This window comes from Paenibacillus oryzisoli (genome assembly GCF_001653565.1).
Taxonomy (GTDB): Bacteria; Bacillota; Bacilli; order Paenibacillales; family NBRC-103111; genus Paenibacillus_E; species Paenibacillus_E oryzisoli.
In genome coordinates, this window is the sequence record NZ_LYPB01000077.1 from 113,090 (window position 1) to 139,934 (window position 26,845).

15 protein-coding genes and 1 pseudogene are annotated in these 26,845 nt (G+C 45.2%); all 16 read left to right on the forward strand.

Going from position 1 to position 26,845, the window contains the following annotated elements; genetic code table 11:
- The first annotated feature begins 96 nt into the window (after window positions 1–96).
- The 16 genes and pseudogenes from A8708_RS23245 to A8708_RS23315 all read left to right on the forward strand — a co-directional run bounded on the left by A8708_RS23245 (window position 97) and on the right by A8708_RS23315 (window position 26,759).
- Window positions 97–1,122 carry a response regulator transcription factor gene (locus tag A8708_RS23245; RefSeq protein WP_082927729.1) on the forward strand — a complete coding sequence of 342 codons (1,026 nt, stop codon included), beginning with the start codon at window positions 97–99 and terminating at the stop codon, window positions 1,120–1,122.
- Window positions 1,122–2,951 carry a cache domain-containing sensor histidine kinase gene (locus A8708_RS23250; protein WP_068667696.1) on the forward strand — a complete coding sequence of 610 codons (1,830 nt, stop codon included), beginning with the start codon at window positions 1,122–1,124 and terminating at the stop codon, window positions 2,949–2,951. Before A8708_RS23245 ends, A8708_RS23250 begins: the two co-directional genes overlap by 1 nt.
- A 166-nt stretch (window positions 2,952–3,117) precedes the next feature.
- A complete protein-coding gene (locus tag A8708_RS23255; protein ID WP_235550468.1) occupies window positions 3,118–4,083 on the forward strand; it encodes an ABC transporter permease in 966 nt (321 codons plus the stop codon).
- An 18-nt stretch (window positions 4,084–4,101) separates the two neighbouring features.
- Window positions 4,102–4,998 (forward strand): carbohydrate ABC transporter permease, encoded by an 897-nt coding sequence (locus tag A8708_RS23260; RefSeq protein ID WP_068667697.1) that lies wholly within the window; start codon window positions 4,102–4,104, stop codon window positions 4,996–4,998.
- A gap of 42 nt (window positions 4,999–5,040) precedes the next feature.
- A complete protein-coding gene (locus tag A8708_RS23265; RefSeq protein ID WP_068667698.1) occupies window positions 5,041–6,699 on the forward strand; it encodes an ABC transporter substrate-binding protein in 1,659 nt (552 codons plus the stop codon).
- A gap of 90 nt (window positions 6,700–6,789) precedes the next feature.
- Complete coding sequence (locus A8708_RS23270) at window positions 6,790–7,620, forward strand: AraC family transcriptional regulator (RefSeq protein WP_167355916.1); 831 nt, start codon at window positions 6,790–6,792, stop codon at window positions 7,618–7,620.
- 184 nt (window positions 7,621–7,804) lie between these two features.
- Window positions 7,805–11,128 (forward strand): discoidin domain-containing protein, encoded by a 3,324-nt coding sequence (locus tag A8708_RS23275; protein ID WP_068667699.1) that lies wholly within the window; start codon window positions 7,805–7,807, stop codon window positions 11,126–11,128.
- A 163-nt stretch (window positions 11,129–11,291) separates the two neighbouring features.
- Window positions 11,292–12,461, forward strand: a pseudogene (locus tag A8708_RS36580) (glycosyl hydrolase family 8); the annotation flags it as partial.
- Between the two features lie 45 nt (window positions 12,462–12,506).
- Window positions 12,507–13,151 carry a discoidin domain-containing protein gene (locus A8708_RS36585; RefSeq protein WP_275667929.1) on the forward strand — a complete coding sequence of 215 codons (645 nt, stop codon included), beginning with the start codon at window positions 12,507–12,509 and terminating at the stop codon, window positions 13,149–13,151.
- Between the two features lie 201 nt (window positions 13,152–13,352).
- Window positions 13,353–16,484: an OmpL47-type beta-barrel domain-containing protein gene (locus A8708_RS23285; RefSeq protein ID WP_068667701.1), complete on the forward strand. Its 3,132-nt coding sequence runs from the start codon at window positions 13,353–13,355 to the stop codon at window positions 16,482–16,484.
- A gap of 194 nt (window positions 16,485–16,678) precedes the next feature.
- Complete coding sequence (locus tag A8708_RS23290) at window positions 16,679–17,629, forward strand: aldo/keto reductase family protein (protein WP_068667702.1); 951 nt, start codon at window positions 16,679–16,681, stop codon at window positions 17,627–17,629.
- 26 nt (window positions 17,630–17,655) lie between these two features.
- Window positions 17,656–19,452, forward strand: coding sequence for an alpha-L-fucosidase (locus A8708_RS23295; protein WP_068667703.1), 1,797 nt, complete (start codon window positions 17,656–17,658; stop codon window positions 19,450–19,452).
- Between the two features lie 33 nt (window positions 19,453–19,485).
- On the forward strand, window positions 19,486–20,499 hold the full coding sequence (locus tag A8708_RS23300; RefSeq protein WP_068667704.1) for a glycoside hydrolase family protein: 1,014 nt from the start codon (window positions 19,486–19,488) through the stop codon (window positions 20,497–20,499).
- Window positions 20,500–20,528: 29 nt separating this feature from the next.
- On the forward strand, window positions 20,529–23,132 hold the full coding sequence (locus A8708_RS23305) for a discoidin domain-containing protein (RefSeq protein ID WP_082927732.1): 2,604 nt from the start codon (window positions 20,529–20,531) through the stop codon (window positions 23,130–23,132).
- A gap of 15 nt (window positions 23,133–23,147) precedes the next feature.
- Complete coding sequence (bglB, locus tag A8708_RS23310; RefSeq protein WP_157264987.1) at window positions 23,148–24,209, forward strand: beta-galactosidase BglB; 1,062 nt, start codon at window positions 23,148–23,150, stop codon at window positions 24,207–24,209.
- A gap of 261 nt (window positions 24,210–24,470) precedes the next feature.
- A complete protein-coding gene (locus tag A8708_RS23315; protein WP_082927733.1) occupies window positions 24,471–26,759 on the forward strand; it encodes a chondroitinase-B domain-containing protein in 2,289 nt (762 codons plus the stop codon).
- The last annotated feature ends 86 nt before the right edge of the window (window positions 26,760–26,845 follow it).

Below are 26,845 nucleotides of genomic sequence, written 5' to 3' on the forward strand. Positions count from 1 at the left end.
CGTATAGTGTAGAAAAAAAGTTACTTATGAATTATCACTGTGGTAAAATATGCACAAGGATTTTATAACCTAGCGTACAGAGGGAGTGCTTGCAAAGTGAAATATATCCTCATAGTGGATGACGAACCGATGGTTCGGATGGGGCTGGCCCAACTCGTCAGACAGTGCAGCCCCTTGTTTCGCACGGTTGTCGCAGCGAATGGCATCGAGGCACTTGAACAAATCAACAAGCAACGCCCTGATTTGCTTCTCACCGACATTCGTATGCCGAAGATGGATGGTCTGGCCTTGTGCAAAGCCATTCAAGAGCTGCAAGTGAATTTCCCTGTTGTTGTTATTTCTGGTTATGATGATTTCTCTTACGCGCAGAAATGCCTTACTTTCGGCGTTAAAGAATACTTACTGAAACCGCTTACGGAACATGAGTTGTATCCGGTGCTTAATAAATTGCTCGTACAACAGGATCAGGTGAAGCCAATCTCCTTCTTTCAAATAGAGGAGTGGCTGGAACGCGTTGAAGCAACGATTTGGTCTGCGGATTTGGATGCCCTCCATGCCCTGCTAGATGAGTGGACACAAAGCGACATGTTGAAAGGGATTCAAGTTCAGCAGTTGGATCAGATGATGGCAGATGGGTTGAAGAGTGTAGTGAAAAAACTGAACTCTCGTGGCTTAGTGACCTTTACGACGCAGGCTTCGCCAGTACAATTAAATAGCTTGACGGAGGCTATGGACTATTTACGGTCCGAGTTCGTCTATTTGTATCATCAGTTATTTCAATGGCGGGGTGGGAATCAGAAGAGCTTGTTTGAAGAAGCGAAAACTTACATTGACAATAACATTTCCGAAGAGTTGAGCCTCGAAGAAGTGGCAGAGAAGATGGGACTTGCGCCAACGTATTTCAGTTATATTTTCAAGAAAATGACGAAAGAAACATTTGTGCAATATCGTATGAAGAAGCGGATCGAAATGGCTAAGAAACTCCTCGAAATGCCACACTATAAAGTTGTTGACGTCGGTGTGACGATTGGCTATCAGAACTATCCGTATTTCACTAAGATTTTCAAGAAGATGACCGGCTGCTCGCCGACGGAATACCGCAGTATGTTGGGGATTAAATAATGAGATCTAGCTTGGCATTGCGTATGTTCGTTTATTTCGTGATCGTCATTGTGATATCTTCCTCTATCGTCGGCCTAGTCCTGTATGTTCAATCCACCAAGGAAGTGGATAAGCAAACCAATGAGCTCTTAACTCAAATCGTCGATAATGCCATGAATCATACGGATATGTATTTGAAGAAATACGATCGAGCGACCGTATCAATGATGACTTCCACCAATGTGAAAGAATTCTTGAATTTGGACAGCAATAATTTCATCCCCTATTTTCTATCCATCAGGCCAATGAAAGAGAAGGTCCTTCAGCCACTTTTTATTAATAATCCTGAAATTAGTATGGTGTATTTGCTCGGATATAACGGGCTTAGCATCTATGATCATAATGCGGATACGTCAGATTTCAGCAACTCGCTCCTGTTGGATAAGCTGGACTCCTTGAAGGAAATTACAGATAAGGACGGCAAGTTAACGATTATGGATTGGAGTTTTCTAGATGGGAAGCTAGCACTAACACGGAAAATCTCAGATCGCCAGACATCCAAAATTTTTAAAGGGATACTTGGTATTGAACTTAATATTGAAGAGCTGACATCGTTGTGGAAGGGTATCCGTCTGGGGGAGACCGGCTATTTCTATATTGTGAATGACACGGGGAAAATTATCTATCATCCAATGTCCGGTATGATAGGCAAGCAGCTGGATATCAAGCTGTTTACCAAACTCCGCGAAAATCAAAATCAGATTTTCGATTATAAAGATGATGTTGAACGTGTCCATTTTAACCGAAGATCGGACTATACGGGCTTGACATTGGTAGCTTCCATGCCCCTAGATGAACTTAGAGCACCTGCATTAAATATTCGTAAAACGACGGTATACACTTGTGCGATTGCGTTAATAATCGCTTTGATTCTTGCCTACCGATTCGGGCAATCCATCATTCGGCCCATCAAAATGCTGGAAAACGGCATGCGCAAAACGGAAAAAGGAAATTGGACACATGTTGCCATTAGTGGCAGAACGGATGAAATGGACCGTCTTACGATTAGCTACAATATGATGGTTTCGCGACTTCAAGAGCTTATGGAGCAAGTGTATGCTGAGGAGCTGAAGAATAAGGAGTATTTGCTGAAAAGGCAGTCTGCCGAATTCCAAGCGTTGCAATTGCAAATCAATCCTCACTTTCTCTACAACACGCTTGAAACGATCGTCTGTTACGCTGTCGTGCAGGATTCGCAAGAAATCAAAGAGATTGTACGCTCTCTGTCCTATATGCTGCGTTATTCAGTGCGTGCCGACTTGGAGGAGATTACGCTTGCCAATGAGTTGAAGCATGTGCTGCATTTTATGAACATTATGAATTATCGATTAGGCCACGAATTCGAAATTGAAGTTACGGTTCCGCCAGAGCTTCTATTGAAAAAAATGGTGCGCCTCACCCTACAGCCTTTGATCGAGAATGTGTTTAAGCATGCATTTCCCGATGGCATCGAGAGCCACCATCAGATCCGTATTGATGCCAGAATGGAAGAGGATGATTTCATCGTAACGGTTACGGATAATGGTGTGGGTATTACGCCAGAAAGACTGGAGGAGCTGCAGACTAAGATGGCAGAACAGCACGAGAGCACCTCACAGCTGCCAGTTCGTATAGAGCGCGAGGGTGGAATCGGATTAGCCAATGTGCATAGTCGAATTCAAATTGTTTTTGGCGAGCAATATGGGTTAAGTATTAGCAACAATGAGACAGCGACAGGTGCTCAGCTTACGTTGCGCATGCCTAGTCAGCGAGAAGAACGGAGCTGTGCCCCAGTGGTTGTAGCGATTTAGAGCAATGGGATGAAGTTCCTTCTATGGGGGGGCAACATCCTATTTTTTGTTTGTACAGGGTACATGAAAACCATAAATTAGTTATCTAGGTGCTTAAAAAACTAGTATGTTGGCCTTCTCTTGAAAACGTATCATGAAGATAACAAAAGAGAGGAGGAAGCCTGGAGTGGAAATTGTCAGTAAAGTGACTAGCTCACAACATAAGGTCAGAGCGAATTTCGCTAGTAAGTTATTGGCTAACATTAGAAAAGTGCCTCAATTGTATTTACTATCCATACTGCCCATCTTGTACATACTCATTTTTAAATATATACCGATGTACGGTGCAGTTATTGCCTTTCAGGATTATGTACCTCATAAAGGTTTTTTTGGGAGTGATTGGGTTGGATTGAAGCATTTCAAAAACTTTTTTAATTCCTATGAATTCTGGAAGGTGATTAAAAATACGCTGGGCTTAAGCTTCTACAGCTTGCTTGCAGGGTTTCCGTTTCCGATCCTTCTGGCACTTTGCTTAAACTACGTGAATCGGTCTTTTGTCAAAAAATCGGTGCAGTTAATTACCTACGCCCCGCATTTTATTTCGATGGTCGTGATGATGGGGATAATCATCCAACTCCTCGATCCCAAAACCGGTATCGTCAACATGATTATTGCCCAATTGGGCTTTGAGAAAATCGATTTCTTCGGAAATCCGGATAATTTTAAGTCACTGTATGTCTGGTCAGGTATTTGGCAAAATGTAGGATTTGGCTGTATCATTTATTTAGCCGCTCTGGCAGCCATTGATCCTTCTCTGCATGAGGCCGCTGTCATGGATGGTGCGAGTAAAGTTCAACGCATGAGGCATGTGGATATTCCCGGGATTTTGCCGGTTGCCGTTATATTATTGATTCTTAGTGTTGGAAATTTAATGGATGTTGGATTTGAAAAAGTGCTGCTGATGCAAAATCCACTTAATCTCAGTTCATCAGAGGTTATTGACACCTACGTGTACAAGGTAGGGTTGCTCTCTACGGGAATTAAATATTCCTACGCTTCCGCAATTGGATTGTTCACCTCTGTCATTAATCTTATTTTATTGTACACCGTCAACAAAGCAGCCAAAAAATTAGGGCAAACCAGCCTGTGGTAGAGAGGTGCAAAAAAAAGAATGAAGTCGACCCGAATTCAAGAATCCAGAGGCGATCAACTATTTAATGTCGTGAACTACACGGTGCTTTGCCTCTTTACACTATCTGTTTTATATCCGCTCATTTATGTGTTAAGCGCTTCCTTCAGCTCATCAACGGCGGTTATTTCAGGAAGAGTATGGTTGTGGCCTGTCGATATCACGTTGCAGGGATACGAAGCCGTATTCAAGAACAATCGCGTTTGGGTTGGGTTTGCCAATTCATTGTTCTATGCGGTTGTTGGTACCATCATCAATGTAATGATGACGCTGATTGCGGCCTACCCTCTGTCACGTAAGGACTTCTATATTCGCAATGGGGTAATGGCGCTCTTTGTATTCACCATGATGTTTGGCGGAGGATTAATTCCCAACTATCTCTTAATTAAGGAACTAGGCATGCTAGATACCCGCTGGGCATTGATTATCCCAGGTGTCATGAGCGTCATGAGTGTTATCATTGCAAGGACGTACTTCCAAACGACGATTCCCGATGAAATCCTAGAAGCCGCACATCTGGATGGGTGCAGTGATTATAAATTTCTAGTGAAAATCGTGGCACCCTTATCAGGACCTATCATTGCTGTACTCTCGTTATTTTACGCAGTAGGACATTGGAATACCTATTTTGCCGCTCTGCTTTATTTGAAATCACCGGATCTGTTTCCTCTTCAAATCATTCTGCGTGAAGTGCTCGTGAAGAACACATTCGATGAAGAAATCATCACGGATGTCGTAGGTGCAGCACAACGAGAAGGTATGAGAGAACTTCTCAAGTATTCATTAATTGTTATTGCGACAATTCCGGTTTTAGTTGTTTATCCTTTTATTCAACGTCATTTCGTCAAAGGGATGATGATCGGTTCACTAAAAGGGTAAGCTTATATACTTTTTTACAGATAAATAAGGGAGGATTTTCACATGCAAAGAATAAAGTTGTGGGGCCCAGCGATCAGTCTCATCTTAAGTGCAACAGTGGTGCTAAGCGGTTGTAGTACAACATCGGATACGAGCTCTGAGGCTACGAAACAGCCAGATTCAACAGCAGCAGCACAGAACGAAGTCGTGAATCCACCTGGTGTGCTTCCGATTACCAAGGAGAAAACGACACTCAAGGTATTGTCGCGAACGAATCCAGCGGTAGAAAATTTTGCGACGAACGAATTTACCAAATGGCTGGAAGAAAAAACGAACATTCATCTCGAATGGGAAGTGGCAAGCGATCCGAAACAGAAGTTAAATATTTCTCTTGCCAGCGGTGATTATCCGGATGTTTATCTAGGGTTCAACATTGATCAAATCCAATTAACCTTATATGGCAAAGACGGTGTGTTTATCCCGCTGAACAAACTCATCGATAAATATGGCGTTGAATCCAAAAAAATGTTTACAGCACTCCCGTACACGAAAGAACTTTCTACTTCACCAGATGGCAACATTTATGGTCTACCGTCCGTTAACGAGTGCTTTCACTGTACGCAGCCTACCAAATTATGGATTAATCAGAAGTGGCTCAATGCGGTTGGTATGAAGATGCCAACAACGACAGATGAGTTTTATCAGGTATTGAAAGCATTTAAGGAGAAAGACCCGAACGGCAATAAAAAAGCGGATGAAATTCCGTTTATCGGAGCCAACATTGCCAACTCTTACATTGATACTTTCCTCTTGCAAGCATTTATTGACAGCGATCGTAATATGCAGTTTATGAAAGACGGCAAAATTAACGCGGCCTTTACGCAACCGGAATATAAGGAAGGGCTTAAGTATATCAACAAGTTGTTCAAAGAAGGCTTGGTTGATCCCCAATCATTAACACAGGACCGGAATCAATTAAGAAAATTAGGTGAAAATCCGGACAATGTGATCTTGGGTGTAGTTGCGGCACAACATCCTACGATCTTCAACACATTGGAAGGAACACGTTGGTTGGATTACGTTGCTGTGCCACCTTTAAAAGGTCCTAATGGCGTCCAAGCTTCCAAATATATTCCGCAAAGTATTACATCAGGATCATTTGTGATTACGAACAAAGCCAAGAATCCGGAAATTGCCTTGCGCTTAGCAGATTTCCTGTACTCGGAGGAAGCTACTAATCGCGCCATACTGGGCAGACCGGATATGGAATGGAAAGTAGCTGCTCCTAATGAGATTGGTATCAATGGCAAGCCTGCCAAATATACGTTAATCGGTAATACTTCCCCTGGAGCAAAGAATGCAACTTGGGGACAAGTGGGTCCTTCGCTCCGAACGAATGAGTGGCGTTTAGCGCAAACGGCTGATCCGAAAAATCCACTGGAAGACATCCTGTATAAAGAAACGCTGACGAAATATGAGCCTTATAAACCGGACCCTAAGAAGATGATTCCGGCTTTAAACTTCACAAATGAGCAGACGGATGAAATTGCTAATATTAGTAAAACGATTGATGATTATCGGAAAGAATCAACCGCTAGAATGATTATCGGGGACTTGGATATTGATAAAAAGTGGGATGAATATTTGAAAAATTTGGATAATATGAAACTGCCGAGGTACTTGCAAATCTACCAACAAGCATTCGATGCCAAAAAAAAATAAGGGTAAGACCATTCATAACGAATGGAACTATGCTTCGCCTGCCTTATGGCAGGTGGGGCTTTTCTCAATTCGATAAAGGATGTGGAAGCTGTGCCCATAACAAATCCCATGTTGTATCTTCAGCTTTCGGATTTAAGAGTGAAATTACTCTATGCGAAGCATTCCGTATGTACCCGGGACTGGAAACATCTCAATTTTATTCCCGCTTACAATAAATTCTATTATATTTGTGAAGGCGATGGATGGATCCAGATTGACGGAAAGGTGTATCAACCGAAGTCTGGGCAATTGTTCTTCGCTCCAGCGGGGGTTAACCAATCCTTTTCGGTAACAAACGCTCCACCGTTTACCATGTACTGGTGCCATTTCACATCCAATATCCGTTTCAGTCAACTCTTTCGATCGATCGGAATCCCCCCTATCATTACTGTGGGAAATAGTTTGCGATTGTTGGGTTATTTCGAGGAATTGATTATCAATCGAGGTCATGTTGGACTGACATCTTCTATTAAAATCCAGGCAGTCTTGCTTGAAATGATGGCTTTTTATATCGACGAAGGATGGAAGGAAACAAAAATAAATATCAAGTTATCATCCGTGAACAAATTGGTTCACACAATCAAATACATTGATGAGAATTTGGACAAAGAATTAACCATTGGGGAGCTATCGCAAATGGCACACTTTCATCCCAATTATTTTATTCGTTATTTTAAAACACATTTCGGCGTCTCGCCAATGCGGTATATTTACGATCGAAGGATGGAGAAGGCCAAAGAACTCCTCGTGTACTCATCTTTCTCTGTGACCGAAGTCGCATATATGACAGGATTTCAAGATGGTTCCTATTTCTCAACCTCCTTTAAAAAACATGTAGGCATGTCACCATCCGATTATCGGCAGGTCTATCAATTAGGTTAGTTTAACAAAAAAAGAAGTTAGCAGCACTTATTCCTATTTTAATGAAAACGCTTTAATATGAGTGGGGGAATGAATAAGGAGGTGCTATATCTCCAACTTATGATGTTGAATGGCATGACAAGAAGTCGAGCATGATTGTCAGCAAATACCCCAGCCGATGGGGATGTGTAAAGAGGGTTGTATAATGTCAGCTTCCATCATTTCTTACAACAAGAAGAAGCCATATGGCTTTACTTTCTCCCAAAAACAACTGATTTTATTTGGACTCATGTTCGCTTTTCTCATTGGCATGTTCCAGGGAAACCATGCCTCGGCCGCCGGGCCCATGGTGGTTGACAGTTTCGATGGACCCATCACACAGAACGAGATAAACTCCTTCAAATCCTATATTCAGACGGTGGAGCCTGTTGTCTGGCCCAATACCGGCTCCATGCAAAGCGAATATGCGCAGGGTAAAAGCGGTGAGAACATCAAAGCGATGGGTCTCATGTATGAGTTAACGTATGATACAGAAATCCTCGATCGAATGATCTATTTCTGTGACGTGCTGCTTTCGCAGCGTAACGATATCCTCCCTGCTCCATATGGGCAGCGCACCGTGTGGACCAACACGATTGCGCCAGTATGGCCGGGGAATAACGCCGGTACGGCTTCTGCAGATTCAGCCAATGGCGACTCCATTGGCCATCTTGCCTACTGCGGCAGGCTGATCCTGCAGACACCGGGAATTGCGAACACGATGGTGCCCATCGGCGATGCTTATGGACATGGCGCGACCTATTTGCAACGGGCCAATACCTTTATTACAGAGGCCGATTATGTGGTTAGCCAATTCCTCTTTCCGAAACTGCTAGATCTTTCTAGAGGGAATAAACTGTATTTTCAAACGCAATCTCCTTACATGCCCGGAGGCGTATTCCCGTGGAATCAGCAGATGATGATCACTTACGGCCTGCAGAATCTGGCTGCTGCTCATGCGATCAAAGGCGATAATCCTTCTCTGGTTTCGCAATACGACGGAATTGTTCAGACGAATCTCAATTGGTTTTTCAGCGACAATTCAGCCAAACAAACCTATACAGACAGTAAAGGAAACACCGCATACAACTGGGGCTATAATCCGACCTTACTGGGAGGCGAAGATTCTAATCACGGCGCTCTAGACATATCGGGTTTTTATCGAGCGTTTCTGATCGGTCGTTATGGCATTACAGCGTCGATGATGACGCCATTTGCCAACATGTATGCTGATGTAATGATGAGGGGACCTGGTGATTACGCGGGTCGAGTTGACGGAACGGACGGAACTGGGCATGGTGCGCCGACGACTTATCCTCGCAGCGGCAATCTCCAATTAGCAGCGCTCCGCCCGGATGTTTATTACACATTGGCCAATGCGACCATGCCTAATATGACAAGTACAACGATGGCTTCATTCGCCCGTCTTATGTATGTGAAAAACCAAAGATACACGGGCAGTGATACGCAAGCACCGACTACACCGACCAATTTGACCGCAACCGCGCTATCTAGCAGTCAAATCAATTTGAGCTGGACGGCTTCTACAGATAACGTGGCCGTTACTGGGTATAACGTCTATCGTGGTGCTACATTAGTGGGTACATCTACAACGACATCCTTCACCGAAACTGGACTCAGTGCTTCGACGGCCTACAGCTATACGGTAAAAGCGAAGGATGCGGCAGCTAATTTATCAGGGGCAAGCAACACTGCTAGTGCAACCACTTTGGTTTCATCAGGGAATCTCGCATTGGGCAAAACCTACAGTGCCTCCACCACATGGAGCACATCCTACTTGGGGGATAAAGCTTTTGATGGAGATGCTGCGACTCGCTGGTCTGCATCGAGCGGTTCCTTCAACAATCAATGGATAAGCGTCGATTTCGGTGCATCAACTTCTTACAATCAGATAGTAATCAAAGAAATTTCGTTCCCAAGGGTGACCGCTTACAAGCTACAGTCCTCGACCGACGGTACCACATATACTGATATCGCCGGAACGACAGGAACGACGATTGGGTCCAATAAAACGATTAGTTTCTCTAATGTGAGCTCCAGGTATGTAAGACTGTATATCACGTCAGCCAGCAACATACCCAATATCGAAGAGATGGAAGTTTACGGCACAAGCGGAACAGATACTATAGCACCTTCGGCACCGTCCAATTTGATAGCAAATGCGGCATCCAGCTCTCAAATTAATTTGAGTTGGTCAGCTTCGACAGACAATGTGGGGGTAACGGGCTATAATGTCTATCGCGGTACCACTTTGGTCGGAACTTCGACGACAACCTCTTACAATGATACAGGACTCAGTGCTTCAACTGCCTACAGTTATACGGTAAAAGCAAAGGACGCGGCAGCTAATGTATCAGGGGCAAGCAATACAGCTAGTGCAACGACACAAGCGCCTTCAGATACACAAGCGCCAACCACACCAACGGGCTTGACTGCAACGGCAGCATCCAATAGTCAAATTAATTTGAGCTGGACAGCCTCGACAGATAATGTGGGCGTAACGGAATACAATGTATACCGGGACGGTACATTAGTTGGGTCTTCCACATCGCCATCATACAGCGATACGGGGCTAACTGCTTCGACTGCTTACAGTTACACGGTAAGAGCAGAGGATGCAGCTGCAAATTTGTCCGCAGCAAGCAATACAGCGAACGCAACGACGCAATCGGGCGGGGGCAATCTCGCGTTGGGCAGAACGTACAACGCATCTACGATATGGAGTGCCACTTATCCTGCGGCAAATGCGTTTGATGGCAGCTCAGCTACCCGCTGGTCAGCATCAAGTGGTTCCTTAAATAACCAATGGGTCAGCGTCGATTTGGGTGCCGCCACCTCGTTCAATCAAGTTGTTATCAAAGAAATTACCTTCCAGAGGGTGACGGCTTTCAAGCTTCAGTCCTCGAGTGACGGCACAACCTATACAGATATTGCAGGTACATCGGGCACAACGATCGGCGCTAGTAAGACGATCAACTTCACCGGTGTGAACGCCAGATACTTGCGGTTATATGTAACCACTGCCAGCGCTGTACCGACAATTGACGAGATAGAGGTATACAACAACATTGGGAATCTCGCTTTAGGCAAAACGTATAATGCATCTACGATATGGAATGCCTCTTATTCGGCCGCAAATGCGTTCGATGGAGATACCACCAATGCGTCCCGCTGGTCAGCATCGAGTGGTTCCCTAAATAACCAATGGATCAGCGTCGATTTGGGTGCCGCCACCACGTACAATCAGGTAGTAATCAAAGAAGTCACGTTCCAGCGAGTAACATCTTACAAGCTCCAGTCATCGAGCGATGGCACTACCTTTACGGACATTGCTGGAACATCGGGAACGGCAATCGGTACCAATAAAACGATCAACTTTCCCTCCATTTCATCCAGATATATGCGACTTTATATCAATACGGCAAGCGATACTCCGACGATAAACGAGATGGAAATGTATAATCAGTAGGTCAATTGTCTCTTTTATCTGCGAACAAACTTGAAGTGGAGGTAGTAGCATGGATGAGATCCGAGTAAGACCTGTCAAGAACAGGAGGAACAAGTGGTCAATTGCTGTGATATGCGTTACCCTTTTTATGGCACCCCTTCTTTCGCCGGCTTTCGAGCAGAGTGCCCATGCGGCAGGTGAGCAAAAGCCTTTCCCACAACAAGTCAACTATCCTGGGATTATTAAACCGGATCATATTACACAGACTCAAATGAATGCTGATGTCGCAGCGTACTATACCTCATGGAAATCAAGCTATTTGAAAAACAACTTGTCCTCTTTGCCCGGTGGATACTATGTGAAAGGGGAAATAACCGGAGACACTGATGGGTATGTACCTCTAGGCTCTTCCGAGGGTCAAGGATATGGCATGGTTATTACGGCGTTAATGGCAGGCTATGATGAGAATGCCAAAACGATTTATGACGGTCTTTTTAAAACAGCTAGAGCTTATAAAAGTGTGCAAAATGCCAACCTCATGGGGTGGGTGGTAGCGGATAACACAGGCGCACAGGGACATTTTGACTCCGCGACTGACGGCGATATGGATATTGCTTACTCCCTAATTCTTGCTCATTATCAATGGGGTTCAGCTGGAACGATCAATTACTTAGCGGAAGCCCAAAAGATGATTACAGATGGTATTAAAGTCAGTAACGTAACGACTAATAACCGATTGAACCTTGGCGATTGGGATGGTAAAAGTGTCTTGAATACGAGACCGTCTGATTGGATGCTCTCTCATTTAAGAGCCTATTATGACGTTACTGGTGATCAAACCTGGTTGAATGTCATTAATAATCTGTATAGTGTTTACAGTTCGTTCAGCACTTCCTATTCACCAAGCACAGGCCTGATTTCGGATTTTGTTGTTGGCAATCCGCCTCAACCGGCTCCCACTAATTATTTGGATGAGTTTCCTGAAACGAACGAGTATAACTATAATGCGGCACGTGTACCGCTCCGAATCGTTATGGATTACGCGCTCTATGGAGATGTGAGAGGTAAAACAATTGCTGATAAAATGGCTGTTTGGATTAAAGCGAAAACAGGCGGTAATCCGAACAATGTGAAAGACGGTTATAAGTTGGATGGAACCGTGACCGGTTCTGCTAGCGGACCAGCAGGCGTTTTCGTCTCTCCTTTCATTGCAGCAGCCGTTACGAACAGCAGCCATCAAGCCTGGATTAATGCGGGATGGGATTGGATGAAAAGTCATAAAACAGGCTACTATGACGAAAGCTATACGTTGTTAAACATGCTTTTCATCTCAGGGAACTGGTGGAAGCCAGTAGCAGGAGGCACTACGGATACGCAGTCGCCAACGGCACCAACGAATTTGACGGCATCACCAGTTTCAGGCAGTCAAATCGATTTGAGCTGGGCGGCATCAACAGACAATGTAGGCGTAACGGGCTACGATGTATTTCGTGGAGCTGCGCTTGTCGGATCTTCGACGACAACTTCGTTTACCGATACGGGACTCACTGCATCGACCACATACAGCTATACGGTAAAAGCAAAGGACGCTGCAAGCAATGTTTCTGCTGCTAGCAATACGATCAGCGCAACGACGTTGGCAGCAGGGGGTAATCTTGCATTGGGCAAAACATATAGTGCCTCAACCATATGGAATGCGTCTTATCCTGCCGCAAATGCATTCGATGGAGACATTTCCAATACGTCCCGTTGGTCCGCATCAAATGGTTCCCTGAATAACCAATGGATCAGCATCGATTTCGGTGCTGCCGCCACGTTCAATCAAGTAGTGATGAAAGAAATCACGTTCCAGAGGGTAACTTCTTACAAGCTGCAGTTCTCGAACGATGGAACATCCTATTCGGACATTGCCGGAACATCGGGAACCGCAATCGGTGCTAGTCAAACAGTGAACTTCTCCCAGGTGACTTCCAGGTACCTGAGGCTGTACATCAACACGGCAAGTGCTGTACCGACGATTAATGAGATGGAAGTGTATAATTAATATAGACATGAACGACTACAAAGCCGTAATAGGTTATGTGGTCGTTTTTTTACATAGGAACTTAATTACGATCCACGATGAATGGAGAATCATAATTTTGTTGAATAGGTGCTTAAAAAACTAGTATGCGAGCAAGTGACACAAAAACTATGATTAATAATGAAAGCGATTACAATAATGCGAAAATAAGGAGGGTACATAATGTTAGCTGCAAATCCAGCGAAAATGACGAAAGGATGGCGCAAATTACTGGTCTCATGCTTGGCGATTACGATAAGTTGCTCCGGAATATGGGCTCCTTTAATGCCAAACGCATCTGCTGCCACAGGGGTGCCTATGGTGGTTAGCAGCCTAGACGGTCCTGTCACACAAGAGGAGATTCATTCGTTTAAGCAATATATTTTATCTACTTCTGTCGGTCTGCCAGTTAGTAATATTGGCAATGATTTCGTATATGGTCCAAGCGGTCAGAATGTTGAAGCAATGGGCTATATGTACGAAATTAGTGGAGATCAAGCTATACTCGATCGGATGATTTCATTTAGCGAGAATATGCTTTCTGCTAGGAATAATTCAGTTACCGGCCGTGTTTTATGGAATGGAAACAGGGAGCTGGCATGGCCAAACAAAAAGGTTGGCGAAGTTAATAGTGATGGTTTGCTCATTGATGGTTATTCAGGCAGCGAGAATGGCGATGTGATTGGACACATTGCTTACAGTGCGGAACTGATTCTTAAGAACAAGTCATTGTGGAATCAAGTTGTTCCTTATGGCAATGGCTCTCTATACGGTGAGACGTATTTGCAACGTGCGAAATCTTACATCACCGAGTTAGATAAATCCATAGATACCTATATGATCCCGAATTTCGTGAAGCCAGATACCTTGCGCCAGTATTGGCCGAACGATGCACGCTGGAGTACAACGGGAAGTGGAGCTCCTAATTCAGCGATTCCATGGAATCAGCAAATGATGATCAATAACGGTTTTATGCGTTTGGCGGAATGTCATGAACTTCTAGCCGACGATCCGACAAGAGTAGACCTCTATGACCGCATTGTCCAAGCATCGATCGATTGGTTTACAGCTTCCTTAGAACCCTATCAAGTACAAGGTCATGATGTGTATAAATGGTGGTATGTGGCCGACTACTTCGGTAAAGTCGAGGATGCCGACGGTGTTCATGCGGCGAATGATATCATGGGCATGACGAGGGCGTATGATCGCGGGAAGTACGGCGTTACGCAAGACACATTAATTAAACTTTCCAATACCATTCGTTATGTGATCGCTACGGGTACAGGCAACTTCTATTGTAAAGTGGATGGACTCCCAACGAACTGCACGTTAACGAATCTCTGGAGTGAGTACCTTCATATTTCACCGTACAATCCAGATCCAACGGTATATAAATTGCTTGCAAATCCCTATTATATGAGTACGGTTTTAACCAGTCCCATCTATTTTGCCCGCATCATGTGGGTGAAAGACCATATGAGCTGGACGCGTCAGGTTGATGCTGAGTTATCGCCAACGTGGGAAGCGGAAAGTTACTCAAGCAGGGAAGGTTATTTTAAAAGAGGGGCTTGTGACACGTGCTCCAAAGGCGCTTTCATGCAATCTCCTGAAGATGCATCAGGCTCTCTAACGTATGCCTTGAACGTTATTCATGGCGGCAGTGTGTATCTACATGTATTAGGCTCCTCAAGTGGTGCAGCTGAAGGAAGCCTCCAGGTATCCGTGGATGAAGGGACTGATGTCCATTTACCTGCAGCTGCGGGATCGACTTGGGGATGGACGACGGCCGAACTGCCTTTTGCATTAACAGATGGATTCCATGAGATTAACATAAAATCGCAAGGAAACGGTGCCCGGCTGGATAAGCTCGTTTTGTCTAAGAGCCCCACACCGCCACTTGAATCATTATTGCCGAGATTAACGGGTATTCAAGTCAACGGTGTATCGATTGATAATTTCTCACCATCGACGTATACCTATGCTGTAGCTCTGCCGCTGGGTACGAAAGTCATACCAACAATCAGCGCTGAGAGCGATCATATTGTGGAGATTGCACAGCCGCAGCAGGTGTTCGGAACAGCTGTCATTACTGTGAAAGATCGACAAGATCCCTATTTGCAAGCGAAATATGAGGTGCAAATGACCGGATACCCGATCTATGGAGAGGTACCAGATCGTTTTATTACCTATCCGATCCAGGCTGTGTCGGCAAGCGCAGGTTATCATGCTAGCTTCCCGCCTGCGAGTGCCATCGATGGTGATTTGACGACCCGTTATGCGGCAAAGGGGATTACCCATTGGATTCAATTCGATCTTGGCGAAGTGAAGCCGATTCGATCAGTGCTTCTTGCATTCCTGAAAGGGGATGTCGACAAATATAATTTTGATTTGCAGGTTTCAGAAGACGGAATGAACTGGAAGACTGTGTATAGTGGCAAAAGCAGCGGAAAAACAGCAGGCTTAGAGATTTTTCAGTTCGGGAAAGAAAATGCGCGATATGTCAAATACAACGGGAAAGGCAATTCAAAGGATACGTGGAACAATATCAATGAAATTTATATTGGCGGAGATTCTGATGTGACCGCGCCAACTACGAAAGATGATGCGGGAAGCGGATGGCACAAAGATGCACAAACGATTCACCTTGCTGCAACGGATGGCGGAAGTGGCGTTGCACATACGTATTTCAGTGTAAATGGCGGCCTCTTCGCAGAAGGAACTACGTTACAGGTCGATGGCGAAGGTACGACGGTACTCAGGTATTACAGCGTTGATGGGGCTGGCAACGAGGAAGATCAGAGATCAACAACGATTCAATTGGATCGAAGTGGTCCTCGTATCACCTCATCAGTCTCCATGGCTGTTTACGTAACAGACACCATTCACTTGGACTTTGGCATTACGGATGCCCTAAGTGGCGTTGCGAATCAAACGATTCAACTGGACGGCAAACCGATCGATTCGCCATATGTCATTGAACCGATGTCACTTACACGGGGGAACCACCTGGTTTCTGTTACTGCGATAGATCGGGCAGGCAATACATCAACGCAGCAATTTAACCTGCAAGTTCAAATGGACTTAGATCACTTGGACGAAGTATTAACGATTGCGAAACAAAAAGGTTGGATCAAAAATGAAGGCATCTATCGAGGATTAATGACCTTGGTTAACCTCATTCAGAAGGCATCGAAACTAGACCTTAATCCTAAGCTAGATGCACTACAAGCACTTATTCAAGCACAAAAAGGTAAATTCATTGAGGAAACGTTGGCAGCCCAATTGCTGGACTGGTTAAGAGCTTTACGGAATTAGTAGTAAAGATACTGAACAAGAACCGTCCGGGTGGATGACCTAGGCGGTTCTTTGTGTCATAAACGACGCTCCATCATAAAAAAAGACATAGGGGTATAAGTATGAACAATGACAAAGGGGAACAGCGATAGTAACATCGAATCGAAGGTCGAGTATTCTCACTCTTTGGCAATTTCTGATAAGGAGGTCCTAGCATGCAGTACAGACGATTAGGCAACAGTGGCTTAAAAGTAAGTGAACTCAGTCTAGGCAGTTGGTTAACCTATGGTGGTGCGATCGATGCCAAACAATCGGAATCGATTATTTATAAAGCCTACGAGTTAGGCATCAATCTGTTCGATACAGCGAATGTGTATCATAAGGGAGAGGCAGAACGTGTGGTGGGCAGGGCACTGTCCAAGTATTTAAGGGATTCCTACGTGCTAGCGTCCAAGGTATGTGTGCCCATGGGGGACGGGCCTAATGACCGCGGATTGTCCCGTAAACATATTAGGGAACAATGCGATGCCAGCTTGCTAAGACTCGGTGTGGATTACATTGACCTGTATCAATGCCATAGGTATGACACGGATACGCCACTTGAAGAGACGCTTCGCGCCTTGGATGATCTGGTCGCGCAAGGTAAGGTCCTTTACACGGGGGTTAGCATGTGGAAATCTGAGCAACTGCTTGATGCCGTTCATATGGCCAAGGCGCTGCGATTACATCCAATCATCTCAAATCAACCCCAATATCATATGTTTCGGCGCGGCATCGAAAAGGAAATTGTTTCCTTAAGTGCAAGAGAAGGAATCGGGCAGATCGTTTTTTCGCCGCTAGCTCAAGGGATATTGACGGGTAAATATAAACCGGGAATGCCGTTCCCAAGCGATTCAAGGGCAGGGGATCCCGAGCAGAATGGCGCTATTTTTCAACTGATGAAGGATGAGCAGCTAAGTAAGGTGGAGAAGCTAATACCCATCGCAGAGCGTAATGAATTAACTCTGGCACAGTTAGCATTGGCATGGATCCTGCGGTTAGAGAATGTTGCTAGCTGTATTATTGGTGCTTCTCGCCCCCAACAAGTGGAAGAGAATGTTAGGGCGTCGGGGGTCAAACTTTCCGAAACGGATCTATTGGATATTGAACGGATATTACAGGCTTAGGCTGTTGCAGAAAAGGGGGAACTACGATGTCGACGAAGGATCATCTCATGGATAACGCAGAAGCGAATAATCTACAACAGATTCGTTTCCAAGAGGAAGATGTGCTGGCAGTTGAACAGCGCGAGCAGCGAATCGCGTGGTGGCGCGAAGCAAAGGTAGGTTTGTTCATTCACTGGGGATTATATTCATTGCCTGGCGGTGTTTGGAAAGGTGAGTCTGTGAATGCGGCTTACGCGGAGCATTTGCAGTTGAGGGCTCAAATTCCGATTCACGAATACGAGCAGATAGCCGATCATTTTCATGCTTCACGATTTGACGCTTCTGCGTGGGTTCGGGCTGCGAAAGATTCTGGTTTGAAATATATGATTTTTACAGCTAAGCATCATGAAGGTTTCGCTATGTACGATTCGCAAGTCAGCGATTATTCGATTGTTAAAGCAACTCCTTTTGGCAGAGATCCTGTGGCGGAATTAGCGGCTGCTTGTCAGCGCGAAGACATGGTTCTTTGCTTGTACTACTCGCACGCAATGGATTGGCATCACCCAGATTCCCAAGGAAACACATTGGATTATCCAGCTAATATTGGCGCTTATGATGCTCTCCACACATGGGAGAAGGATGATAACAAAAGCACCCGCTATGAGCGATACTTACAAGAAAAAGCGTTTCCCCAAGTAAAGGAGCTTCTAACACAGTACGGTCCTATCGGCATTCTTTGGTTTGATTGTGGTCATAAAATTACGGATGAACAGGGTAAGCAATTTGTGGATTTGGTTCATGACGTGCAACCAGGCTGTTTAGTCAATCGCCGAGTTCGTCGTGAGGGTTTCGGCGATTATGAGAATACTGGCGATAATCAACGCCATATGCGAACGCCAAGGAGAGACTGGGAGTCGATCGCAACGTTGAATCATTCTTGGGGTTATAACCAAACCGACCAAAAGTGGCGAAGTTCCGAAGATATTCTCCATGATATGATCCATGTCGTTAGTATGGGGGGGAATTACGTCATCAATGTAGGGCCAACGGGAGATGGAGAGATTGACGCGAAATCATTGGAGTTACTTGGCGTCATCGGCGCTTGGTTGCATGTGAATGGCGAAAGCATATACGGTTCTCAAGGAAGTCCGATCGGCAGAACACCATGGGGCCGCTGTACGTTGAAAGGAAATACGTTATATCTGCACGTTTGGGAATGGCCTGCTGGAGGGAAGCTATTGCTGCCTGGTTTGCTTAATTCAATTCAGAAGTGTTACCTCTTGGGAGATTCGCCGGAACGAAACTTACCCCATCAATTATTGAATGATTGTGGTGATCATATCATCGACCTGCCTACAGAAGCGCTTGATTCAATCTGTTCCGTAGTAGCTGTGGAATTTCAAGGAGAAATAGCAACAAATCCGAAACAAGTCGTAGTTGCCAATGGTGTGTCTCAGGTATTTGGAGTATTCGATGGTGAACTAACCGGAGAGACAGTGCGTTATGATACGGGGAAAAAAGGGAGAGACAATCTTAAAAACTGGTCTTCCATGCAAGACTCAATCTCATGGGAGTTTCGCGTGATAAAGGCTGGCGCATATCGGGTTGCTGCTGTGTATGGGGCAGGTGATGCATCCGTTGGAGGCATCTTCGAAATTGCAGCGGGTGACAATAAGTTAGTTGCTAGCGTCATGCAAACAGGTGGGGAATACGAATTCCAGAACTTTGAGATTGGGCCTTTTTATTTTGAACATTTAGGTGAATATACACTGACTGTCCGGCCTCAAGCTATTTGCGGTGCGGTATTAATGAACTTAAAAGAAATTAGATTAATGAGTGTCTAGATGACGAATAAACAATAGAAGGAGAGCGATCGTATGCTTTACAATTTCATGCCTGCACCTGTGAACGGGGGCTTCCAAATGGAAAATTACTGGGTCTGGTGCGGATCCGTAGTGCAAGGCGAAGATGGCCGATTTCACCTATTTGCCTCGAGATGGCCGAAGTCACTTCCGATGCATCCGGGCTGGCTTGTCCAGTCGGAAATTGTACGTGCTGTTGCCGATCAGCCCGAAGGACCCTTTACATTTCAGGAGGTAGTCTTACCTGCACGTGGAGCCGAGTATTGGGATGGCCGCAGTACACATAATCCGCATATCGTTAAGCATAAAGACAAGTACCTATTGTTCTATATGGGATCAACGCATCCCTTTCCAGATCCGATTGCTGGTGATGGATATGACCTCCAAGATCCGCGATGTATCGTAGCGCGAGCGAACAAGCGTATTGGATTAGCCCTGGCGAACAGTGTTAACGGACCGTGGGAAAGACGCGATGTCCCCATTGTATCCACAAGGCCAGGGAAGTTCGATAGCTTCTTAACGTCCAATCCTGCACCATGCGTAGAGGAAGACGGTTCTGTGTTATTGATTTACAAAGCTAGACAATATGAAGGTCACGGCCATGGGAAGATGACATTTGGCGTTGCGCGTGCGGCTCATTACGAGGGTCCTTACCTGGTGATGAGTGAAGAACCGTTATTCCCGCCAGACGTTCATTTGGAAGACCCTTTCATTTGGCGAACTGAGGATGGATATGAATTGATTGCGAAGGATATGGACGGCAATTTGTGTGGTGAAAAGTATGGCGGTGTACACGCGTCTTCGACGGATGGCATGAATTGGCGAATTCTTCACTCACTCGCCTATTCCCGAAATGTGACTTGGGATAATGGGGTTACACGTACAATGGGCAATTTGGAACGACCTTTTTTATTCTTTCAGGATGGGAAGCCGACGCATCTGTTTGCAGCAACATCGGATGGTACCAAGGGCTTTCATGATGCGTCGCAGACGTGGAATATGGTCATTCCGATAGGCCAAGATGAATAGCAACTGGATCAACATAAGGAGGTTGAGAAATGATGTCAAGAACGGAAGCTGTATGCGAAGCCAATCTCGCACTAGCATGTCCGGTAACATGTAGTTCTGAAAGTGCGAATGGCGCTGGAAGTCAAGCGGTAGATGGTTCCGAGAGTACCTATTGGCAACCATTAAGTGTTGATCAGAAGGATGATAACCGCGTCTGGTTAACGGTTGATCTTGGCCGAAACTTCTCGTTCAATACAATCCAATTAAAGCTGGCGTCAGGCTTCATAAGTAGTTACCATATCCATTATTCTGATGACGGTGTAGCTTGGCAGGATGCGTATAGTCGGCAGACGGATATAGGCGGAATCGGAACGATTGAAAGAGCTCTTTTCCCGGTAGTTAATGGACGGTACGTATCACTGGATTTAATACTATTTGATGCGGAAAGGGATGTTCAACTCATCGATTTCGGCCTATATGAGCAGGTATCTATTCCCTCGGGTCCCTTGTTAGATCACTTGGTATTCGATGTTGGTGGCAGGGTATACAGTCAAGATGATACGTTAGCCATGCAAGTGAACAACTATGCGCAATTGGCGCTGAGAGGGATTCTGACAGACGGTTCGGACGCTGATTTGACGAAAGCGGAAGTCATAATCAGCAGCCGCAACGAAAATGTGATGTCAGTTAATGAGAGTGGCAAACTGACCAGTCATCAATCAGGCATTACCCAGATTCATGGTGTTGTAACTTTACATGGCGTGATCAAGGAAACTAGTTTCTTCGCAGATGTGTACGACCCAACAGAGTGGTTGGTGGATCTTGCGTTAGAACATCCTACGTTAGTCTGCGAGTCGGGTCAACCTGCTTTCTTGGATAGGGACAGCCCATTCCCCATACTGCATGTGCGAACGGCTGAAGCTGTGACTTTACAAGTAACTCTATTGAATGTAACTGGGGATCAAGTGATATGCGCACATCCAGCAACGAAATTTGCAGCAGGCGAGGCATCGGTTCTTACATTTCCTGGTGAAGTAAAGGAGCCCGGGCAATACAGGATAAACATTGAGATTGAAGTAGAAGCTGGATTCTCTTACTTTGATGCGTTTTATTTTACAGTCCAGAATCCTCTGATTTCGACCGAGGGACAGAGTCGCATTGTTCATATTGGTGAGAATGGGAAACTGGTCTATGTACCTGATTTTAAGGGGAATCAGATCATCGATTTCTCCAATTGCGGATATGGTGGAGGCGGCGTAGCGATCCCAGATATCGCGCCTGTTATTTCACTTCAGCCCGTTGAGGGAGATAATACGACGCACATTCAGTCGGCGATTGATCGGGTTGCTGATCTGCCTCGATCTTCGTCAGGTTATCGTGGAAGCGTTCTTCTATGTAAAGGTGTATACGCCATCAGTGGTTCATTGCAGATTATGACTAGCGGCATTGTTTTGCGTGGTGAGGGACAGGAAGAAGGTGGCACCTTATTATATGCAACAGGGACGAAACAACGGAATCTCATCGACATTAGAGGTGAAGCCTCTCCTAGTCTTTTGCCAGATACGCTGACCTCTATTAGTGATCTGTATGTACCATCAGGTGCACGCATAATCCATGTGCAGGATGCTTCTGGTTATCGTGTAGGAGACACTGTTAAGGTGATTCGTTACGGAAATGAACGCTGGATTCATGCTATTGGCATGGATGCGATTCGCTTGAGGCCAGTTGCAGGCGGAACCATTCAATGGTCTCCGTTCCAACTGGAGTTCGACAGAGTGATCACCCACATGGTTGGCAATTGCATCACATTGGATGCGCCTATCGCGAATGCGATTGAAAGCCGCTGGGGAGGCGGAGCACTTATGAAATACGAGGATAAAGGCCGTATCGAACAGATCGGCATCGAGGATATACGGGTGGTTGTTTCGTATGATCCTAGTATTGGTGACACGAGAATCGACGGCAATGAGGGCACTGAAACCTACATGGCTGATGAGCAGCATGCGATTACTTGTATTCATCTTGATCTTGTCAAAAACGCATGGGTCCGCAAGGTGGTTGGCTTCCATTTCCAACACGCATTGGTCCAAGTTGGGCGCGATACGAAATGGATCACCATTCAAGATTGCTCCGTATTCGCCTTTATCAGCGTGATTACGGGAGGACGTCGGTATCCATTCCATCTTATGGGTGAATTAACGCTTGTGCAGCGAGCCTACACAGAAACCGCGAGACATGCTTTTGTCGTTGATGCGCGTGTTGCAGGGCCAAATGTATTCCTCGACTGCGAGTCGCAAAAAGATTACAACTCGAGTGAACCCCATCATCGGTGGTCAGTGGGCTGTCTCTATGACAATGTAAACGGCCGCATCCATATTCAGGATCGCGGGTGGTTGGGGAGCGGCCATGGGTGGTCTGGAGCAAACTATGTCACTTGGAATACCACGCATGAGTTGGTCTCCCAGCAGCCTCCAACTGCTCAAAACTATGCGATCGGACATATCGGAAGTCGAGGCAAGCCACTCCTCCCGAGTCCCTATGATCAACGGCAGCGTAAGGATGCGTACTGGGAAAGCTTCGGGAGCCATGTAAGTCCACGCAGTCTTTATACACAACAGTTAGTGGATCGGCTCATACAGCCTACTCTCACCTAAGGAGTGAAATGAAGCATGACAAACGCTGCGATGATTGACAAGTATAATCCCATCATTTTGAAGCTGATCCGACAAATGAAAAATTTACAGCCAGCATTTCAAGAAAGTGTCGCGATTGGTATTGTTTCGATGGACAATTGGGAGTGGCCGCAAGGCGTTGGGTTGTTTGCTTTATACGCCTATTACAAGGAAACAGGCAACATGGCGATCAGAGATGAGCTCATTCAATGGTTTGATAAACGAATCGCTGAAGGTTTACCTGACAAGAATGTAAACACGATGTGTCCTATGTTGACGTTAAGCTATTTGGCTGAGGAAACAAGGAATCCAATATATGTGGCGCTTTGTAAAGAATGGGTCACCTATGTTATGGAAGCTATGCCTAGAACAGATGAAGGCGGACTTCAACATTGCGTTACTCGGAATTTGAACGAGGGACAATTGTGGGATGATACGTTGTATATGACCGTTTTGTTCGTTGCACGCATGGGTGTCCTGTTACAAGATGATGCCTATTTCCAAGAGAGCATTAGACAGTTCTTAATTCATCTCAAATATTTATCGGATGTGAAGACAGGGCTATTCTTTCACGGGTGGACATTTCTCGGGCATCATCATTATGCGCAAGCCTTATGGGCACGTGGCAATTCTTGGTATACAGCCGGACTGGTCGATTATCTGGATATCGCTCCTCTACCAGTGGGTGTAAGCCAGTTCCTGATCTCGTCGCTTGAACGACAGGTGAGAACGCTTGCCACCCTCCAGCATGAAAGCGGCCTATGGCATACACTATTGGATCAACCTGATTCGTATTTGGAAACATCGGCTTCTTCTGCGTTCGCCTATGGCATCCTGAAGGCAGTACGAAAAGGTTTTATTGATGAGCGTTATCGCGCTGTGGGTCTGAAAGCACTGGAAGGTGTACTGAGCAAAATTGATGATGAAGGTATTGTCCATGGTGTTTCTTACGGTACAGGGTTAAAAGATAATCTTGATTATTACCGCAATATCAAACAATGTCCGATGCCGTATGGGCAGTCCATGGCACTGATGCTCATGGTGGAGGCATGTAAGTAATCATACGTATGTCCATCAGAAGTCCATGCAATTGAGCATGGGCCTCTTCCTATGCCTTGACATCCATATTTGAATAGCGAGTTTAGGTAATGAGGGTAATCATTTTCGATTTTGAAGATGCATTCACGATTATGATGATGCTTATTTTCCGAGATTTGTATTAAATTGGAGAAGAGTGCACGCACTCGAAATGAATGAAAGGAGTTCAAAGATTAAACTAGGATTCATGGGTTCAAACGAAAATCAAGGGAGGATGTATTTATGGGGAATGGTAAAAAAGTAGGTATTGTTATGCTATTAATTAGTATGTTTCTGACGATGATTCCTTTCGCTGGTTATGCGGCAGACGCTAAGTTCACGGTCGCGGCGTCTGGGGTGACGGCAAGTAGCGATGATGGGAATGTGCCTGCCAATACGGTGGATGGAAGCTTAACAACTCGTTGGTCCGCAAGCGGAGACGGGCAGTGGATCAAATATGATCTAGGCGCGGTGAAAAAAGTATCTTTCATTAAAATAGCTTTTATTAGTGGGGATACAAGAACCTCGAATTTTGATATTCAAACATCGACAGACAACGTTACCTTTACGACAGTTCAGTCCAATGTGACAAGCAGTTTGAATACAAGTTTGCAAACCTTTGATTTTCCTGATGTAGATCCAGCTCGTTATGTGCGAATTGTTGGCCATGGCAATTCTGCGAACTTATGGAATAGTTACACTGAGGTAGAAATTTACGGGGACAATTCTGCAAGCGCTTCCGTAAATACGAAATTCTCCATAGCTGGTGCTTCCGTAACGGCAAGCGCGGATGATGGCAACGTGCCTGCTAACACAGTGGATGGCAACTTAACCACTCGTTGGTCAGCTAGCGGCAACGGTCAATGGATCAAGTACGATTTAGGCACAAACGTCAGGGTTGGTTATATCAAGATGGCATTTGTAAGCGGGGATACGAGAACTTCTACGTTCGATATTCAAACGTCCACGGATAATGTTAATTTCACGACGGTTCAGTCCAACGTGACGAGCAGTTTAAATACAAGCCTACAAACGTTCGACTTTACGGATGTAGCGTCAGCACGTTATGTGCGAATTGTTGGCCATGGTAACTCAGCCAACTTATGGAACAGTTATACCGAGGTCGAAATTTATGGTGATGCACCAGTAGTACCGGGTGTTTCTGTTTCGACTTCCGCACAGTTAGCAACTGCGTTAAGCAACGCAAGTGCGGGTACGACAATCGTGCTAGCTAACGGGACTTACTCCCAAACAGGACCTTTCGTCTTAAGTAACAAAAATGGCACTGCGAGCAACCCTATCACGATTAAGGCAGCGAATTTAGGCCAGGCGATCATATCTGGAGGTGCTTCACTCCAAATACAGAATTCATCCAACGTTGTAATCGAGGGGTTGAAATTCACAAATTCAGGAAATACGGGACTTCTGTTGGATGGTTCCAATAACATTCGTGTAACTCGTAACCGATTTGCACTGCAAGCTACAGGCAGCACCCTCATTTGGCTTCAGGTTAGTGGCGTAAATAGTCATCATAACCGCATTGACCATAATGATTTTGGTCCTAAAAGCGATACGGATCCGCTTATTGCTTATCAAGGCGATGGGAACGGCAATATTTCTCAGTACGACGTAATTGAATATAACTATTTTCATGATGTAGGTCCATGGGTGGCAAATGGCAAAGAAACAATACGTCTGGGCTTGTCCGGAATTTCCTTGTCCAATGGGTACAATACGATTCAGTACAATCTGTTTGAGAACTGCGATGGCGAGCCGGAAATCGTTTCTGTGAAAAGCAGTAACAACACGGTTCGTTATAATACCTTCAAAACTTCCAAGGGGGGACTTACTTCCAGACATGGGCATAACAACTCCTTCTACGGCAACTACTTCCTCGGTGATGGTGTAGAATCGGAACAAGCGGGTATTCGCATTTATGGAAATGATCACAAGATTTATAACAATTACATGGAAAATCTAACAGCCAATGCGATTATTCTTGATAATGCTGATTATGACGGTGGTACAGGTGGTTACCCTTCCAACCCTTCAGCAGATGACTTGAGAGAACAATGGAAAATTTACCGAGCACAGGTCGTTAACAATACGATTGTGAATAGCACGACGGGGATTATTGTTGGTTCTGGTAAACCCTTAGCTCCTCAAGACAGCAGAGTGGCTAATAATATCGTGAAAAATTCCACAGGCACTTTGTACTATGAAGTTGGCACCACGAACACAGTATTCGAGGGGAACATAGGTAGTGGCAGCACAGTTAGCAACAATGCTTCAAGGACGACTGCCCAAATATGGAGCACGAATCCGTTGCTCACAACAGTCAATGGATTGCAGAAGTTGTCTTCAACTAGTCCGGCGATTAACGCTGCTGTGGGTTCCTACGCCTATGTGACCGAAGATATGGATGGAGAAGCACGTTCCACCAATGACGTTGGAGCGGATGAGCGCTCTTCGAGCACTTCCTTTGGAAAGCATCCATTGGTAGCAACAGAAGTTGGACCGAATGCACCGTAAATAATACCATACTATCATGTGAGGCTGTCCGATTAGGGCGGCCTCTTTCTCATTTGAACTATTTCATGTATTCATTGTCAATTATA

Excerpts from the sequence above, each read along its gene's own strand:
- A8708_RS23250 (WP_068667696.1), top strand. The coding sequence starts at position 1,122 with ATGAGATCTAGCTTGGCATTGCGTATGTTCGTTTATTTCGTGATCGTC.
- bglB (WP_157264987.1), top strand. The coding sequence starts at position 23,148 with ATGACAAACGCTGCGATGATTGACAAGTATAATCCCATCATTTTGAAG.
- A8708_RS23290 (WP_068667702.1), top strand. The coding sequence starts at position 16,679 with ATGCAGTACAGACGATTAGGCAACAGTGGCTTAAAAGTAAGTGAACTC.
- A8708_RS23295 (WP_068667703.1), top strand. The coding sequence starts at position 17,656 with ATGTCGACGAAGGATCATCTCATGGATAACGCAGAAGCGAATAATCTA.
- A8708_RS23265 (WP_068667698.1), top strand. The coding sequence starts at position 5,041 with ATGCAAAGAATAAAGTTGTGGGGCCCAGCGATCAGTCTCATCTTAAGT.
- A8708_RS23300 (WP_068667704.1), top strand. The coding sequence starts at position 19,486 with ATGCTTTACAATTTCATGCCTGCACCTGTGAACGGGGGCTTCCAAATG.
- A8708_RS23315 (WP_082927733.1), top strand. The coding sequence starts at position 24,471 with ATGGGGAATGGTAAAAAAGTAGGTATTGTTATGCTATTAATTAGTATG.
- A8708_RS23275 (WP_068667699.1), top strand. The coding sequence starts at position 7,805 with ATGTCAGCTTCCATCATTTCTTACAACAAGAAGAAGCCATATGGCTTT.
- A8708_RS23285 (WP_068667701.1), top strand. The coding sequence starts at position 13,353 with ATGTTAGCTGCAAATCCAGCGAAAATGACGAAAGGATGGCGCAAATTA.
- A8708_RS23305 (WP_082927732.1), top strand. The coding sequence starts at position 20,529 with ATGATGTCAAGAACGGAAGCTGTATGCGAAGCCAATCTCGCACTAGCA.
- A8708_RS23260 (WP_068667697.1), top strand. The coding sequence starts at position 4,102 with ATGAAGTCGACCCGAATTCAAGAATCCAGAGGCGATCAACTATTTAAT.